Origin of the sequence: Streptomyces sp. UG1, from assembly GCF_049974585.1 — a bacterium.
Taxonomy (GTDB): domain Bacteria; phylum Actinomycetota; class Actinomycetes; order Streptomycetales; family Streptomycetaceae; genus Streptomyces.
Window position 1 is genome coordinate 22,939 of record NZ_JBNGGG010000055.1, and the last position, 14,849, is coordinate 37,787.

13 protein-coding genes are annotated in these 14,849 nt (G+C 69.2%); 2 read left to right on the top strand and 11 right to left on the bottom strand.

Translation table 11 applies throughout. From position 1 onward, the window contains the following. Positions 1 to 13: 13 nt before the first annotated feature. From ACP4J3_RS43785 to ACP4J3_RS43795, 3 genes are read right to left on the bottom strand one after another with little or no spacing between them, the layout of a single operon-like run. On the bottom strand, positions 14 to 2,041 hold the full coding sequence (locus ACP4J3_RS43785; protein WP_426542614.1) for an ABC transporter permease: 2,028 nt from the start codon (positions 2,039 to 2,041) through the stop codon (positions 14 to 16). Next, on the bottom strand, positions 2,038 to 3,126 hold the full coding sequence (locus ACP4J3_RS43790; RefSeq protein ID WP_426542615.1) for a quaternary amine ABC transporter ATP-binding protein: 1,089 nt from the start codon (positions 3,124 to 3,126) through the stop codon (positions 2,038 to 2,040). Before ACP4J3_RS43790 ends, ACP4J3_RS43785 begins: the two co-directional genes overlap by 4 nt. A gap of 20 nt (positions 3,127 to 3,146) precedes the next feature. Further along, the gene (locus ACP4J3_RS43795) at positions 3,147 to 4,616 is read right to left on the bottom strand and encodes an aldehyde dehydrogenase family protein (protein ID WP_426542616.1); all 1,470 of its coding nucleotides are present in this window, start codon (positions 4,614 to 4,616) and stop codon (positions 3,147 to 3,149) included. Between the two features lie 217 nt (positions 4,617 to 4,833). On the opposite strand from ACP4J3_RS43795, the gene purU reads away from it, so the two are divergent. Beyond that, positions 4,834 to 5,706 carry a formyltetrahydrofolate deformylase gene (purU, locus tag ACP4J3_RS43800; RefSeq protein ID WP_426542618.1) on the top strand — a complete coding sequence of 291 codons (873 nt, stop codon included), beginning with the start codon at positions 4,834 to 4,836 and terminating at the stop codon, positions 5,704 to 5,706. Between the two features lie 33 nt (positions 5,707 to 5,739). Here the strand turns inward: purU and ACP4J3_RS43805 are convergent, their stop codons facing one another. From ACP4J3_RS43805 to betA, 3 genes are read right to left on the bottom strand one after another with little or no spacing between them, the layout of a single operon-like run. Then, entirely contained in the window at positions 5,740 to 6,582 is an 843-nt protein-coding gene (locus ACP4J3_RS43805; RefSeq protein ID WP_426542620.1) for an alpha/beta fold hydrolase, read from the bottom strand. A 12-nt stretch (positions 6,583 to 6,594) separates the two neighbouring features. Continuing rightward, positions 6,595 to 7,431, bottom strand: a complete 837-nt coding sequence (locus tag ACP4J3_RS43810; RefSeq protein WP_426542622.1) for a 5,10-methylenetetrahydrofolate reductase — start codon at positions 7,429 to 7,431, stop codon at positions 6,595 to 6,597. A gap of 3 nt (positions 7,432 to 7,434) precedes the next feature. Then, positions 7,435 to 9,105: a choline dehydrogenase gene (gene betA / locus ACP4J3_RS43815; protein ID WP_426542624.1), complete on the bottom strand. Its 1,671-nt coding sequence runs from the start codon at positions 9,103 to 9,105 to the stop codon at positions 7,435 to 7,437. A gap of 150 nt (positions 9,106 to 9,255) precedes the next feature. Here betA and ACP4J3_RS43820 point away from each other — a divergent pair, with 150 nt between their 5' ends. Next, positions 9,256 to 10,053 (top strand): IclR family transcriptional regulator, encoded by a 798-nt coding sequence (locus tag ACP4J3_RS43820; protein ID WP_426542626.1) that lies wholly within the window; start codon positions 9,256 to 9,258, stop codon positions 10,051 to 10,053. A gap of 13 nt (positions 10,054 to 10,066) precedes the next feature. Here ACP4J3_RS43820 and ACP4J3_RS43825 read toward each other — a convergent pair whose 3' ends face one another. From ACP4J3_RS43825 to ACP4J3_RS43845, 5 genes are all read right to left on the bottom strand, one after another. Next, complete coding sequence (locus ACP4J3_RS43825) at positions 10,067 to 11,197, bottom strand: aromatic ring-hydroxylating oxygenase subunit alpha (protein WP_426542628.1); 1,131 nt, start codon at positions 11,195 to 11,197, stop codon at positions 10,067 to 10,069. 130 nt (positions 11,198 to 11,327) lie between these two features. Next, positions 11,328 to 12,491 (bottom strand): NAD(P)/FAD-dependent oxidoreductase, encoded by a 1,164-nt coding sequence (locus ACP4J3_RS43830; RefSeq protein ID WP_426542630.1) that lies wholly within the window; start codon positions 12,489 to 12,491, stop codon positions 11,328 to 11,330. After that, positions 12,488 to 12,850 carry a bifunctional 3-phenylpropionate/cinnamic acid dioxygenase ferredoxin subunit gene (locus tag ACP4J3_RS43835; RefSeq protein ID WP_426542632.1) on the bottom strand — a complete coding sequence of 121 codons (363 nt, stop codon included), beginning with the start codon at positions 12,848 to 12,850 and terminating at the stop codon, positions 12,488 to 12,490. The genes ACP4J3_RS43830 and ACP4J3_RS43835 overlap by 4 nt, the downstream gene beginning before the upstream one ends. A 217-nt stretch (positions 12,851 to 13,067) precedes the next feature. Further along, the gene (locus tag ACP4J3_RS43840; protein ID WP_426542633.1) at positions 13,068 to 13,697 is read right to left on the bottom strand and encodes an MBL fold metallo-hydrolase; all 630 of its coding nucleotides are present in this window, start codon (positions 13,695 to 13,697) and stop codon (positions 13,068 to 13,070) included. Next, on the bottom strand, positions 13,697 to 14,782 hold the full coding sequence (locus ACP4J3_RS43845) for an S-(hydroxymethyl)mycothiol dehydrogenase (RefSeq protein ID WP_426542635.1): 1,086 nt from the start codon (positions 14,780 to 14,782) through the stop codon (positions 13,697 to 13,699). Before ACP4J3_RS43845 ends, ACP4J3_RS43840 begins: the two co-directional genes overlap by 1 nt. Positions 14,783 to 14,849: the final 67 nt, after the last annotated feature.

Genomic DNA, 14,849 nt, shown 5'->3' on the forward strand with positions numbered 1-14,849 from the left:
GGTCAGTTGCTCCTTACGCGCCGGCACGCCGCGCCGCTGCCTGAGTGATCCGGTCGAACATGACTCCGAGAAGGACGATGGCGAGCCCCGCGGCAAGCCCCTTCCCGTACAACTGTCCCTGCGAGAAGCCGGCCACGACGTCGTAGCCGAGGGCGCCCGCGCCTACCAGGCCGCCCACAACAACCATCGACAGCACATAGATCAGACCCTGGTTGGTGGCGAGGGTCAGGGCACTGCGTGCCATCGGCAGTTGAACCTTGGTGATGATCTGCCAGGTGTTGCACCCGGCGGAGGTGGCCGCCTCCACGGTGGTCTGCGGAACGTTCCGCACCCCGTCCGCGATGATCTTGATCGCGACGGGCGCCGCGTAGACGAGGGCGGCGACGATCGCGGTGAAGCGGGTGGCGCCGAACAGCGCGAGGAACGGCACCAGATAGACGAACGGCGGCATGACCTGGGCCGCGTCGAGCGTGGGCCGCAGGATCCGGTCCACCCGCATGCTGCGGCCCATCCACACCCCGAACCCGAGGCCGAGCACCATCACCAGCACGGTGGCGACGACGGTCGACGCCAGCGTGGTCATGCTGTCCGACCACACGCCCGTGCCCAGCAGCAGGCCCACGCAGACGGCCGCGGTGAGCCCGGCCCGCGGGCCGCCGAGGACCACGCCGAGTCCGATCAGCGCCGCGCCGACCAGCCACCACGGGGAGTCGGTGAGCAGTGACTGGAAGGGGTTGAGCAGTCCGTTGGTGATGGCGTCGCGGAAGGCGTTGGTCAGGCCCGACAGGTTGTCCTGGGCCCAGGTGGTCGCGGTGTCGGCGGCCCGCGCGACGGAGCGGCCGATGCCGCCCTCGCCGGGGAACTCCGCCGCCCATATGTAGGTGTGCGACAGGTAGACCAGGACGGCCGTGACCGCCGCTCCCGCCCCCAGCAGCGGCCGCCGCCAGGTGAGGAAGCGGCTGCCGGAGCGCCGGGCCGCCTCCTCGCGTCCGCTCGCCGCGGTGGTGACCCGGTCGAGGACGATCGCCATGACGACGATGGCGAGGCCCGCGTTGAAGGCCGTGCCGACGTCGAGCGACTGCAGCGCCGTGACGACGGTCTTGCCGAGGCCGGGCGCGTCGATCAGGGCCGCGATGGTCACCATGGCCAGGGCGGCCATGATGGTCTGGTTGACGCCCATCACCACGGTCCGCTTGGACATCGGCAACAGGACCTTCAGCAGCGCCTGCCGCCGCGTCGCGCCCAGCGAGTCGGCCGCCTCGACGGTCGTGGCCGGTACAGAGCGGATGGCGTGCGCGGTGATGCGGATCGCGGGCGGCGCCGCGTAGATCAGCGTGGCGATGGTGGCGGAGGCCGGGCCGATGAGGAAGAACAGGGTCAGCGGGGCCAGGTAGACGAAGGTCGGCATCGTCTGCATGAAGTCCAGGAAGGGTGTCACGATCCGGTTGAACCGGTCGGACAGCCCCGCCCACACACCCAGCGGGATCGCGAACAGCAGCGCCACGAAGACGGCCGAGACGGTGAGCGCCAGGGTGTCCATGCTCTGCTGCCACAGGCCCTGCAGCCCGAGGAAGGTGAAGCCCGCCACGGCCAGCAGCGCGACCCGCCAGTTGCCGACGGCCCAGGAGACATAGCCGGCGATGCCGACGACGCCCAGCCAGCCGATCTGCGGCACCGGGCGGCCATCGGGCGGCTGGGAGATCAACCCCTGGATGAAGGTCACGAGGTTGTCGATGACCAGGCGGATCTCGTTGAAGAAGTAGAGGAAGAGAGGGTTGGAGTTGCGGTTGGCGCCGATCGAGTCGTTGACGTCGTTGAACCAGCGGTGCAGATCGGTGAGGTCCGCCGCCGCCAGGGCCAGGGTGTGCTTGCCGCGCAGGACGGCGAACAGCACCAGCCAGACGACCAGGATCCCGGCGACCACCATGCTCCGGCTGACCCTGCGTACGGGCACGACGGGCGCGGCGGGCTGCGGCGCCTGCGTCTTCTCGGGCCCCTCGGGCTTCTCGGGCCTCTCGGGCTTCTCCACGACGACGGTCATCGCAGGTCGCCTTCCTGCCCGGCGACCACCGCGAGGATCTCCTCGTCGCCGACGATGCCGAGCAGCTTGCCGTTCTCGACGACCTTGACCGGCTTGTCGGCCGCGAGCACCGCCCGCGTGGCCTCCTTCACCACGACGTCCGGACCCAGCTCGGGGCCGTCCAGGGCGTCGCCGTCCTCCGGCGCCCGCATGATCCACCGCAGGGTCAGCACATCACCGCGCGGTACGTCCTTCACGAACTCCCGCACGTAGTCGTCCGCCGGGGCGCCCACCAGTTCGTCGCCGGTGCCGCACTGGACCATCTTGCCGTCGCGCATGATCAGGATGCGATCGCCCAGCTTGAGGGCCTCGGAGAGGTCGTGGGTGATGAACACCATCGTCTTGCCGACCTCGTGGTGCAGGCGGATGACCTCGTTCTGCATGTCGCGGCGGATCAGCGGGTCGAGCGCGGAGAACGGCTCGTCGAAGAAGAGCACGTCGGGGTCGCCGGCCAGCGCACGGGCGAGGCCCACGCGCTGTTGCATACCGCCGGACAACTGGTCGGGGTAGGAGTTCTCGTAGCCCGCGAGGCCGACCAGCTCGACGACCTCCTGGGCCCGCTTGACGCGCTCGGCCTTGCCCATGCCGCGGATCTCCAGCCCGAACGCCACGTTGTCGACGACGCGGCGGTGGGGCAGCAGACCGAAGTGCTGGAAGACCATGGAGAACTTGCGGCGGCGCAGATCGCGCAGGCGTCTGTCGTCGGCCTGGCGGATGTCCTCGCCCTCGAAGACGATCTCGCCCACGGTGGGTTCGATCAGCCGGGTCAGACAGCGCACCAGCGTGGACTTGCCGGAGCCGGACAGGCCCATGACGACGAAGACCTCGCCGGGCGAGACGTCGAAGTGGACGTCGCGTACGGCCGCGGTGCATCCGGTGCGGTCCATGAGCTCGCGGCGGCTGAGGCCGCACAACTCCGCGGAGTCCGGCACCTGGTCGGCCTTCGGCCCGAACACCTTCCACAGCCTGCGCACGGATATGACCGGGGTGGAGCCCGGGTCCTGAGGCGTGCCGCGCCGCTGCGACACCTCGGTCTGTGTGGTCACGTTCGACCTTCTTTCGGCGTTCAGCCGCGGAACCAGTGCTGCGGCCGGGGTTGGATGTTCTGCCAGATGTGTTTGGGCTCTCGGTACTCGTTCAGGCCGGTCGGTCCCAGCTCCCGGCCCACGCCCGAATGCCCGAAGCCACCCCATTCCGCTTGCGGCACATAGGGGTGGTAGTCGTTGATCCACACCGTGCCGTGGCGCAGCCGCCGGGCGACCCGCTGGGCCTTGCCGGCGTCCTGCGTCCACACGGCTCCGGCGAGCCCGTACTCGGTGTCGTTGGCGATGCGTACGGCGTCGTCCTCGTCGGTGAAGCGCTCCACGGTCAGCACGGGCCCGAAGGACTCCTCGTGCACCACGCGCATGTCCTGCCGGCACTCGTCGAGCACGGTGGGCGGGTAGTAGTGGCCGTCTCCCAGCGCCGGGTCGTCGGGGCGTGCGCCGCCGCAGCGCAGTACGGCGCCTTCGGCGAGGCCGGCCGCGACGTACGCCTCGACCTTCGCCAGGTGCTGTGCGGAGATCAGCGCCCCGGTGTCGGCCTCGGCGTCGAAGGGGCCGCCGAGGCGGATCCGCCGGGCCCGGCGGACGACCTCGTCCACGAAGCGGTCGTGCAGACGGTCCTCGACGATCAGCCGGGCGCCGGCCGAGCAGACCTGCCCCGAGTGCAGGAACACGGCCGTGAGGGCGAAGTCGACGGCCGTGGCGAAGTCGGCGTCGGCGAAGACGACGTTGGGGTTCTTGCCGCCGAGCTCCAGCGCGACCTTCTTCACGGTCGCGGCGGCGGTGGCCATGATCCGCTTGCCGGTCTGAAGGCCTCCGGTGAAGGAGACCATGTCCACGGCCGGGTCCTCGGCCAGCGGTGCGCCCACCTCGGGCCCGGTGCCCAGGACGAGGTTCGCGACGCCGGCCGGGATCCCGGCCTCCTGAAGTGCCTTCATCAGCAGGATGGAGGTGGAGGGGGTGAGCTCGCTGGGCTTGAGGACGATGGTGTTGCCGGCCAGGAGCGCCGGAGCGACCTTCCAACTGGCCTGCAGCAGCGGGTAGTTCCAGGGAGTGATGAGCCCGCACACCCCGACCGGCTCGTAGTGGACCCGGCTCACGGCGTCGTCGCGGCCGGTGTCGATCACGCGTCCGGCGTCGGTGCCCGCGAGGCCGCCGTAGTAGCGGAAACAGGAGACGACGTCGGCGATGTCGTACTCGCTCTCCACCAGCCGCTTGCCGGTGTCCAGCGACTCGGCGCGGGCGAAATCCTTGGCGTCGCGCTCGAGGATGTCGGCGGTGCGCAGCAGCAGTGCGCCGCGCTCGCGCTCGGGGGTGTTCGGCCAGTCGCCCGTGTCGAAGGCGCGGCGGGCCGCCGCGATCGCCGCCTCGGTGTCGGGGCGTGTCGCTTCCGAGACGGTTGCCGCGAGCGTGCCGTCAGCGGGGCACCGGATCTCCCGGTGACCGCCGGCCACCGGATCCCGCCATTCGCCATCCACATACAGGTCTGCCACGCGACGAGCCTTTCAATGGAAATTCGTTGCGCATCGTGCACCCGATTGCTTGTGGTGGAACACAGTGTCGAATGGGCAGACCGGCGTCAAGGGGTTGACTGATGACGTTTTCGCCGGTGCGCCGTTACCTACCCACCCTTGACCGCAAGAAGTGTCGAGCCGACCATGTTGCGTATCACTCACCATGTTGTGCAATACGCACCGACGGAGGCCGCCCATGTCACCCCGACCCCGCCCTGGCCGTGAGTACGTCCTGACCCTCTCCTGTCCCGACAGCGCGGGACTGGTACACGCCGTGAGCGGCTTTCTCGTCAGGAACTCCGGAAACATCCTGGAAAGCCAGCAGTTCGACGATCGACTTCAAGGTCGTTTCTTCATGCGGGTCCACTTCGACGTTTCCGATCCGAACGTCGAGCCGGCACATCTGCGTGACCGGTTCGGGCCCGTCGCCCAGGCCCACGACATGTCCTGGACCCTGAGCGAGGCGGCCACGCCGACCCGGACGCTGATCATGGTGTCCAAGTTCGGCCACTGCCTGAACGACCTGCTCTTCCGCAGGCGCACCGGCGCCCTCAACATCGAGATCCCGGCGATCGTCTCCAACCACCGGGACTTCGAGTCACTCGCCGAGACGTACCAGATCCCCTTCCACCACATCCCGGTGACCAAGGAGACCAAGCCCGAGGCGGAGGCGCGGCTGCTGGAGCTGGTGCGTGAGCTGGACATCGACCTGGTGGTACTGGCCCGCTACATGCAGGTCCTCTCCGACGACCTGTGCAAGCGGCTGGAGGGCAAGGCCATCAACATCCACCACTCCTTCCTCCCCAGCTTCAAGGGAGCGCGCCCGTACAACCAGGCCTACCAGCGCGGAGTCAAGCTCGTCGGCGCGACGGCGCACTTTGTGACGCCGGACCTGGACGAGGGCCAGATCATCGAGCAGGACGTGGTCCGGGTGGACCACTCGCTCGACCCACGCGACCTGGTCACGGTCGGGCGGGACGTGGAGGCGCAGGTGCTCGCGAACGCGGTCAAGTGGCACAGCGAGAGCCGTGTGATGGTGGACGGCAACCGCACGGTGGTCTTCCGCTGAGTCGTATACGGCCCCGGGCGCGCCGTCCCCCGGTCACAACTGCCGCCGGAGGAAGGCGATGAGCGCGGCCGTGAGTTCCGCGGGGGCGTCCTCCTGGACGAGATGGCCCGCGCCGGCGATGGGTTCGAAGCGCGCACCGGGGATCAGAGCGGCGAGCTCACGCCCCTTCGCGACCGGGATCCAGGTGTCGTCCTCACCCCAGCAGACGAGCGCGGGGATGCCGATCTCGCCGTAACGGCCCTGGATCTCATCGGTGTAGCGCTGGTCGGCCTGGGCGATCTGCCGGTAGAAGGCAGCTTGGCCGGGGCCGTCCAGCCAGGGCTCGACGAGCCGTTCGAGGACCGCGGGGTGCAGACCGGGGCTGCTGGCGGAGGTGACGTACTCACGCACCAGGGCGGTGTGGAGTGTGGTCGGCAACCGCTCGAATACGTCGGCGTGTTCGCCGACGAGCCGGAAGAACGGGGACCCCCACGGTGCCAGCGCGACCGGATCCACCAGAGCGAGGGCCCGGTAGCGAGCGCCGTGCAGCAGGTGCGCCCGCAGGGCGACGGCGCCGCCGAAGTCGTGGGCGACCACGAGTGGTTCCACGAGGCCCCAGTGGTCCAGGAGCTCGGTGAAGACACGGCCCTGGGCCGCCAGGGACACATCCTGTCCCGCGGCCTTCTCGGAGGTTCCGTAGCCGGGCATGTCCCAGACGAACACCTGGTGGTGGCGAGTGAGCGAGCGGGCGACTGCGCGCCACACGTACGACGAGAAGGGGGTGCCGTGCAGCAGGACGACCGGTGGCCGGCCGGGCTCCCCCAGTTGGTCCCAGCGGACGTCACCCGATGAGCTGTTGAAGGTTCGGGTCAGCTTCCAGTCGATGTCCGTTGCCATCCTTCTCCCGGTTCAGGCGCCCAGCCGTTCCAGCAGCGCGCGGCGCCACCGCTCCGTCTCGGCGATCTGGTTGAACGTGAACAGGTGCAGGCCGGCCACGCCCGCCGAGGATGCGGTGAGGGCCTCCTCGGTGCGGGTCAGCAGCCGCTCGGGGGCATACCCGCCCGGGGCCGCGAAACGCACGAACCACGAGGCGTGTTTCGTCAGGAAGCGCGTCGACTCCCCCACCCCGATCTTCGTGGCCATCGCCAGCAGCTTCGCCCGCTGCACGGGCCCGGCGACGCCCACATGGACCGGCAGGGTGACGTCCCGGCGCCGTATACGAGCGAGCCACTCCCCCAGCACCCGTGGGTCGAAGCACAGGTTGCTCACGATGTACGTGGCGTGCTCGCGCTTGTCCCACATCGACTGGATGGTGACGTCGTCGTGGATGAGGGGATGGCTCTCGGGGTAGCCGGTGACGCCGACGCGGGCGAAGGGGCTGCCCAGCTCGCTCAGTGCGCGCAGCACCGGCAGCGCCCCGTCGTAGGCCCCGGCGGGCGGGTCGGAGTCGCCGGCCGGGACGAAGACGTCGTCCACGCCCGCCTCGGTCAGCCGGCCCGTGACCTCCTTCAGGTGCAGGTCGTCCCGCAGCAGCCGCGCCGGCACATGCGGAACGACCCGGTAACCGTGCGCGGCGAGCCGGTCGGTGAGGTCGAGGGTCGGTTCCAGGCCCTTGACCGGCGACGCCGTCACGGTGACGACGACGTCGCGCGGGACATGGGCGAGGACCTTGTCCTCGGTCGCCTTCGCGGGCAGCACCTCGTAGCGGACGCTGTCCAGCAGCGCCCTGAGACCTGCAGCACCCAACTCCTACTCCGCCTGCTTCTGGACGTCACGGTGGCGGTAGTACGCGGCCTTCGACGGCGCGAGCGGCTCCTTGCCGAGGATCAGGTCGGCGGCCTTCTCGGCGACCATCATCACCGGGGCGTAGATGTTGCCGTTGGTGACGTACGGCATCACCGACGCGTCCACCACGCGCAGGCCCTCGACTCCGTGCACCCGCATGCTGGTGGGGTCGACGACGGACATCTCGTCGGTGCCCATCTTGCAGGTGCAGGACGGGTGCAGGGCGGTCTCACCGTCCTTGGCCACCCACGCCAGGATCTCCTCGTCGGTCTCCACCGACGGTCCGGGCGAGATCTCCCCGCCGTTGTAGGCGGCGAGCGCGGGCTGGTTGAGCAGCTTGCGCGCCACCCTGATCGCCTCGACCCACTCGCGGCGGTCCTGCTCGGTGGAGAGGTAGTTGAAGCGCAGTGCCGGGTGCTCGCGCGGGTCCCTGCTCTTGATCTTCACGGAGCCGACGGCATCGGAGTACATGGGTCCGACGTGCACCTGGTAGCCGTGGCCGCCGGCGGGCACGGAGCCGTCGTAGCGGACCGCGATGGGCAGGAAGTGGAACATCAGGTTGGGGTAGTCCACGTCCTCGTTGCTGCGGGCGAAGCCACCGGCCTCGAAATGGTTGGTCGCGGCAGGGCCCTTCCTGAACAGCCACTGAAGGCCGATGAACGGCGCCCGCCACTTCGCCAGGTACGGCTGCATGGAGACGGGTTGCTTACAGGCGTACTGGATGTACACCTCCAAGTGGTCCTGCATGTTCTCGCCGACGCCGGGCAGGTCGTGGACGACGTCGATGCCGAGGGCGCGCAGTTCCTCGGCGTTGCCGACGCCGGAGAGCTGGAGCAGCTGCGGTGAGTTGATGGCGCCGCCGCAGAGGATGACCTCCCCGGCGCGGACCCGCTGCGGCGCGCCCCGGCCGCGCTGGAACTCGACTCCGACGGCGCGCTTGCCCTCGAAGAGGACGCGGGTGACGAGGGCGCGGGTGGTGACGGTGAGGTTGGGCCGCTTCATCGCGGGCTTGAGGTAGGCCTTGGAGGCCGAGAGCCGACGCCCGCGGTGAACATTCCGGTCGAACTTGGCGAAACCTTCCTGCCGATAGCCGTTGACGTCGTCGGTGGGCGCGTAGCCCGCCTCCTGCGTGGCCTTGAGGAAGGCGCCGAAGAGAAGGTTGTCCGCCGGGCCGCGTTCGAGGACGAGGGGGCCGTCGTGGCCGCGGAACTCGTCGTCCGGGTCGGCCGCCAGACAGTTCTCCATGCGCCGGAAGTACGGCAGGCAGTGGGCGTAGTCCCAGGTCTCCATGCCGGGGTCGGCCGCCCAGCGCTCGTAGTCCATGGGGTTGCCGCGCTGGAAGATCATGCCGTTGATGCTGCTGGAGCCCCCCAGCACCTTGCCGCGCGCGTGGTAGACGCGCCGTCCGCCCATGTGGGGCTCGGGCTCGGACTCGTACTTCCAGTCGTAGAACCGGCTGCCGATCGGGTAGGTCAGCGCCGCGGGCATGTGGATGAAGACGTCCCACGGGTAGTCCGAACGACCCGCCTCCAGGACCAGCACCCGGTTGGCCGGGTCGGCGGAGAGCCTGTTCGCCAGTGCGCTGCCGGCCGATCCGCCGCCGACGATGACGAAGTCGTAGTGGAGGGGAGCCATGCTGCCTCGTCTCACTCGCGCCGTAGATGTGCGGGCATGCTAGCCGCCGTAGCGCTATACGCACCAGGTTGCGAAAAGCGCAACTTTCAAGGACTTCATTTCGTTATCGTTACTTGCAGTAGCGTTGTTTACTGTGGGTATAGTTGCGTTGTGAGCAACTACAACCTTGAAACCGAAACCTCAACTTCACACACCGGCGGAGTACAGTCCGTGGACCGGGCCATCAGCGTCCTGGAGATTCTGGCCCACCGCGGCGAGGCAGGCGTCAGCGAGGTGGCGGGCGAGATTGATGTTCACAAGTCCACCGCCTTCCGCCTGCTCGGCGCCCTGGAGGCGCGCGGCCTGGTCGAACAGGCGGGTGAGCGCGGCAAGTACCGCCTGGGCTTCGGCATCGTGCGCCTGGCCGGTGCGGTCACCTCGCGCATCGACATCACCCAGCAGGGCCGCCCGGTCTGCGAGGACCTCGCCGAGGAGATCGGCGAGACCGTCAACATCGCCGTACTGCAGGAGCACTACGCGGTCAACCTCTACCAGGTGCGCGGCCCGGGGGCCATCACCGCCCAGAACTGGGTCGGCCAACTCACCCCGCTGCACGCCACCTCGAGCGGCAAGGTGCTGCTGGCGCACCGGCCCGCCAAGGAGCGTGCCACGCTGATGACCCAGTCCGGGTTGAAGAAGGTCACCTCGCACACCATCACCGCGAAGACGAAGCTCGAGAGAAATCTCACCGAGATCCGGGAGCGTGGCTACGCCTGGGCCATGGAGGAACTGGAGCTCGGTCTGCACGCCATAGCCGCTCCCATCCGCAATCGAGACGGAGAGATCGTCGCGGCGGTGAGCGCCTCCGGACCCTCGTACCGGCTCACCGAGGAGCGCCTGCACGAACTCGCTCCGGTGCTGGTCAAGGGCGCGGAGGAGATCAGCCACCGGATGGGTTACCTGGGCTGACCGCCCCCCTCGCCTACTGCTGGTGGGTGCCCAGGCGCTCGTGCACCCAGTCGTGGAAGGCGCCGATGTGGTGCTCGCTGGGCACCAGGACGCCGCCCTTGGCGTACATCCGGGAGCTCATCGCCGGCTGAGTGCGCTCACAGGCGTCGAAGTCCTGCTGGTTGACCCGGTGGAAGAGCTCGACGGACCGGCTGACGTCCTTGCCGCTCTCCACGACATGCGGCAGATACAGCCAGTCGCACTCCACGACCGTGCGGTCCTCGGCCATCGGGAACATCCGGTGGAAGATGACGTGGTCGGGCACGAGGTTGATGAAGACCTGCGGCCGGACGGTGATGGCGTAGTAACGGCGGTCCTGATCCTCGGCCACACCCGGAATGCGGTCCAGGCCCTCGGAACCGTCGACGGTGAAGCCCCGCACCTCCTCGCCGAACTCGGCACCGTGGCCGACGTAGTACTGGGCGGCGAAGCCGTCCGCGAACTCCGGCAGCACCTCGGTGAGCTCGGGGTGGATCGTGGCGCAGTGGTAGCACTCCATGAAGTTCTCGATGATGAGCTTCCAGTTCGCCTTCACGTCGTAGACGATCCGCCTGCCGACCGAGAGGTTCTCGATGTCGTAGTGCTCGATCGACTCGGCGTCGCCCAGCCGCGCGACGACATCGCCGATGACGGCCTCCTCGAAGGCAGGGGGGTTCTCGGCGAGGCACACCCACACATAGCCGAGCCATTCGCGGGTGGCCACGCTCACCAGGCCGTACTCGGTGCGGCCGATGTCCGGCATCTTGGTGAGGTTGGGCGCCGCGACCAGCTTGCCGTCCAGGCCGTAGGTCCAGGCGTGGTACGGACACTGGAAGCCCCGCTTGACCTCGCCGGTCTCCTCCATGCAGAGCCTGGCGCCGCGGTGCCGGCAGATGTTGAAGTAGGCGCGGATCGATTTGTCGCGGGCGCGCGTGACGAGGATGCTCTCGCGGCCGACATCGACGGTCCGGAAGGCGCCGGGCTTGTCCAGGTCCGACGAGCGCGCGACGCAGAACCACATGGACTCGAAAATGTGCTCCTGCTCCTGGGCGAAGATCCCGGGATCGGTGTAGAAGGAGCCGGGGAGAGTGGCGATCAGGCTGTCCGGCAGGCTGGTCGAGGTCACGTTGCACTCCTCGGAGAACGTCGTGGTGGGGTCATTCACGCGCCGGGAAGAACGACTCCGGACAGCGTTGTGTATGGAGCAACGCTGCGCGCCATATGAAACCGCAGCATGGGGTCCGTCAAGGGCGGTGTCAAGATGTGGGGCGGGCGAGCTGCTTGCGCCAGCGGGTGAACAGCCGCGGCTGGTTCATCCCGAGCGCGGCGACGGGCTCACCGGCCCGCCGGTAGACGGCGAGGACATCGCGGCTGTCCGCGGAACCTTCCTCGATCGTCACACTGTCGGCGCCGGCCGCATGGCCGACGAACTGGATCTTCACGCCGTACTGGTCCGACCAGAAGTACGGCGGCCGGGGCACACCCGGTTCGACGGCTCCGCCCGCCAGCAGCGTAGCGATCGCGGCGTCGGGGCGCTCACGCGCACCGGTCCAGTGTTCGACGCGGCGATGGGCGCCCGCACGAGGGTCGTACCAGTTGGCGCAGTCTCCGACCGCGACCACGCCGGCCAGGCTGGTGCGGCCGTCCGCACCGCACTTGACGCCGTTGTCGAGTTCGACGCCGGATCCCTCCAGCCACTCGACGCAGGGGCGTGCGCCTACGCCGACCACCACGATGTCGGCGGGGATGCTGCGGCCGTCCTCCAGCAGAACGGCGTCCACTCGGGTCTCCCCGCCCAGTCCCTTGACGCCCACGCCGCACAGCAGCCGTACACCGTGGTCCGCGTGGAGGGCGGAGACCACGCCGCCCATGGTCTCGCCGAGCGGTCCGGCGAGCGGCGTCGCGGCCGCCTCGACCACCGTCACGTCGAGCCCGAGGGTGTAGGCGGTGGAGGCGACCTCGGCTCCGATGAATCCGCCGCCGATCACCACCAGCCGTCCGCCGCGGGCCAGTTCGTCCCGTAGCGTGCGGGCGTCGTCCAGAGTGCGCACGACGTGCACTCCGGCCAGGCCCTCGGAGCCGGGCAGGGTGCGCGCGGCGGCGCCGGTCGCGATGACGATGCCGTCGGCGCGGACCTCCCGGCCGTCGTCGAGCCGGACGGCGCGGTCGGTGCGGTCGAGTCCGGTGGCGCGGACGCCGAGCAGCCACTCCGCCTGCAGGTCCTCGTCGTCCATCTCCAGCGCGAGGTCGGCTTCGCCGACGGTGCCGGCCAGGAACTCCTTGGACAGCGGGGGCCGGTCGTACGGGCGGTGGAGCTCGTCTCCGATGACCACCAGCCGCCCGTCGTAGCCCTGCTTCCGCAGGGAGCGCGCGGCCGACAGGCCGGCGAGCGAGGCGCCCACCACGGCCACCGTCCTCACGCGGTGATCCCCGCGAGCTTGCGCACGGCGCAGTGCGGCAGGTTGGGGGCGGCCGTGGACAGCTTGACGTAGACCATGCCGTCCTCGACGACGACCTCGTGGGTCCGGACGGGGAGCTTGGCCGGCGGGGCGTCGACCTCACCGGTCTTGAGGTTGAACTTCGAGGCGTGCAGCGGGCATTCCACCCAGCAGTCCTCCACCCAGCCGTCGGCGAGCGAAGCGTCCTGGTGGGTGCACGTGTCGTCGATGGCGAAGAGCTCGCCGTCCTCGGTGTGGAACACCGTGACCGCCGGGTCGGTCTCGAGCCGGAAGGCCTCTCCTCGCGGCAGATCCGCCAGAGGACACGCGGGAATCATCATGACCACCTCGGTGCGTATAACGAAACGGATTGCGGTTAGCGCAACGCCAGTTTGAGGTCGTCCCGAACCCCGTGTCAAGGCGTTCAGAGGGTGCTGTGAGCCATTCCTTGGGGTTGCATCATGCAAAACACAGTTCATATAGAACAACAACAGCCCGCCACATCGGCTCGCGGTGGCCGCGAGCCGAGGGCGGGCGTGTGAGGGTCGCCTGCGGGCGTCAGAAACCGCGGTCGATCCACTCCTGGAGGTGCGGGGCCTCGGCGCCGACGGTGGTCGTCTCCCCGTGTCCCGTGTGCACGACGGTGTCTCCGGGCAGCGTCAGCAGCCGGTCCCGGATCGACTCGACGATGGTCGGGAAATGGCTGTACGAGCGTCCTGTCGCGCCGGGCCCGCCGGCGAACAGCGTGTCGCCGCTGAAGAGGGCCGTCAGGGCCGGGGCATAGAGGCAGACCGCGCCAGGGGCGTGGCCGGGCGTATGCAGCACCGTCAGCTCGACGCCGGCCACCGTGATGCCCTGCCCGTCGGTCAGCTCGGCGTCCGGCGCCTTGTCGGGGTGGGTCTGCTTCCACAGCGGCAGGTCGTCCGGGTGGAGGAGGATCGGGGCACCCGTGCGCGCCGCGAGTTCCGGCGCGGCGTCGATGTGGTCGTTGTGCGCGTGCGTGCACACGATGGCCCTGAGGGTGCGTCCGCCGACGGCCCGGGCGATCGCCTCGGCGTCGTGCGCGGCGTCGATGACGATCGCCTCGGAGTCGTCGCCGACGATCCACACGTTGTTGTCGACGTCCCAGGTGCCGCCGTCCAGCGAGAACGTGCCCGAGGTGACGAGGTGCTCGATGCGGGCGGCCATCAGAGGACCACCACCGAGCGCAGCACGTCGCCGTGGTGCATCCGCTCGAAGGCCTTCTCGACGTCGTCCAGCGCGATGGTCTCGGTGACGAAGGCGTCCAGGTCGAGCCGGCCCTGTAGATAGAGGTCGATGAGCATCGGGAAGTCGCGCGACGGCAGGCAGTCGCCGTACCAGGAGGACTTCAGGGAGCCACCCCGGCCGAAGACGTCCAGCAGCGGCAGTTCCAGCTTCATCTCCGGGGTGGGGACGCCGACCAGGACGACCGTGCCGGCCAGGTCGCGGGCGTAGAAGGCCTGCCGGTACGTCTCCGGGCGGCCGACCGCCTCGATGACGACGTCGGCGCCGAAGCCGCCGGTCAGCTCGCGGATCGCCTCGACGGCGTCGGCGTTCTTGGAGTTGACGGTGTGGGTGGCGCCGAGCTTCTGGGCCGTCTCCAGCTTGCGGTCGTCGATGTCGACGGCGATGACCTTGGCCGCGCCCGCCAGGTTCGCCCCGGCGATCGCCGCGGCCCCGACCCCGCCGCAGCCGATGACGGCGACCGAGTCGCCCCGTCCGACGTTGCCGGTGTTGATGGCCGCGCCGATGCCCGCCATCACACCGCACCCCAGCAGACCGGCGGTGGCCGCCGAAGCGGCCGGGTCGACCTTGGTGCACTGTCCGGCCGCGACCAGCGTCTTCTCCGCGAAGGCGCCGATGCCCAGGGCCGGTGACAGCTCGGTGCCGTCCAGCAAGGTCATCTTCTGCTTGGCATTGTGGGTGCTGAAGCAGTACCAGGACTCTCCGCGCTGACAGGCGCGGCACTGGCCGCACACCGCGCGCCAGTTGAGGATCACGAAGTCGCCGGGCGCGACGTCGGTGACCCCCTCCCCCACCGACTCCACGATGCCCGCGGCCTCATGGCCCAGCAGGAACGGGAAGTCGTCGTTGATGCCGCCCTCGCGATAGTGCAGATCGGTGTGGCAGACCCCGCAGGCCTCGATCTTCACCAGCGCCTCACCCGGGCCCGGGTCGGGCACGATGATCGTCTCCAGGCTGACGGGGGCGCCCTTGCCCCGCGCGACGACGGCACGGACCTGGTGCGTCATGGCCACTCCTCGGCTGATACGAAATCTGAATCAGATGTTGCTCATTACGGCACACATCTCATCTTCC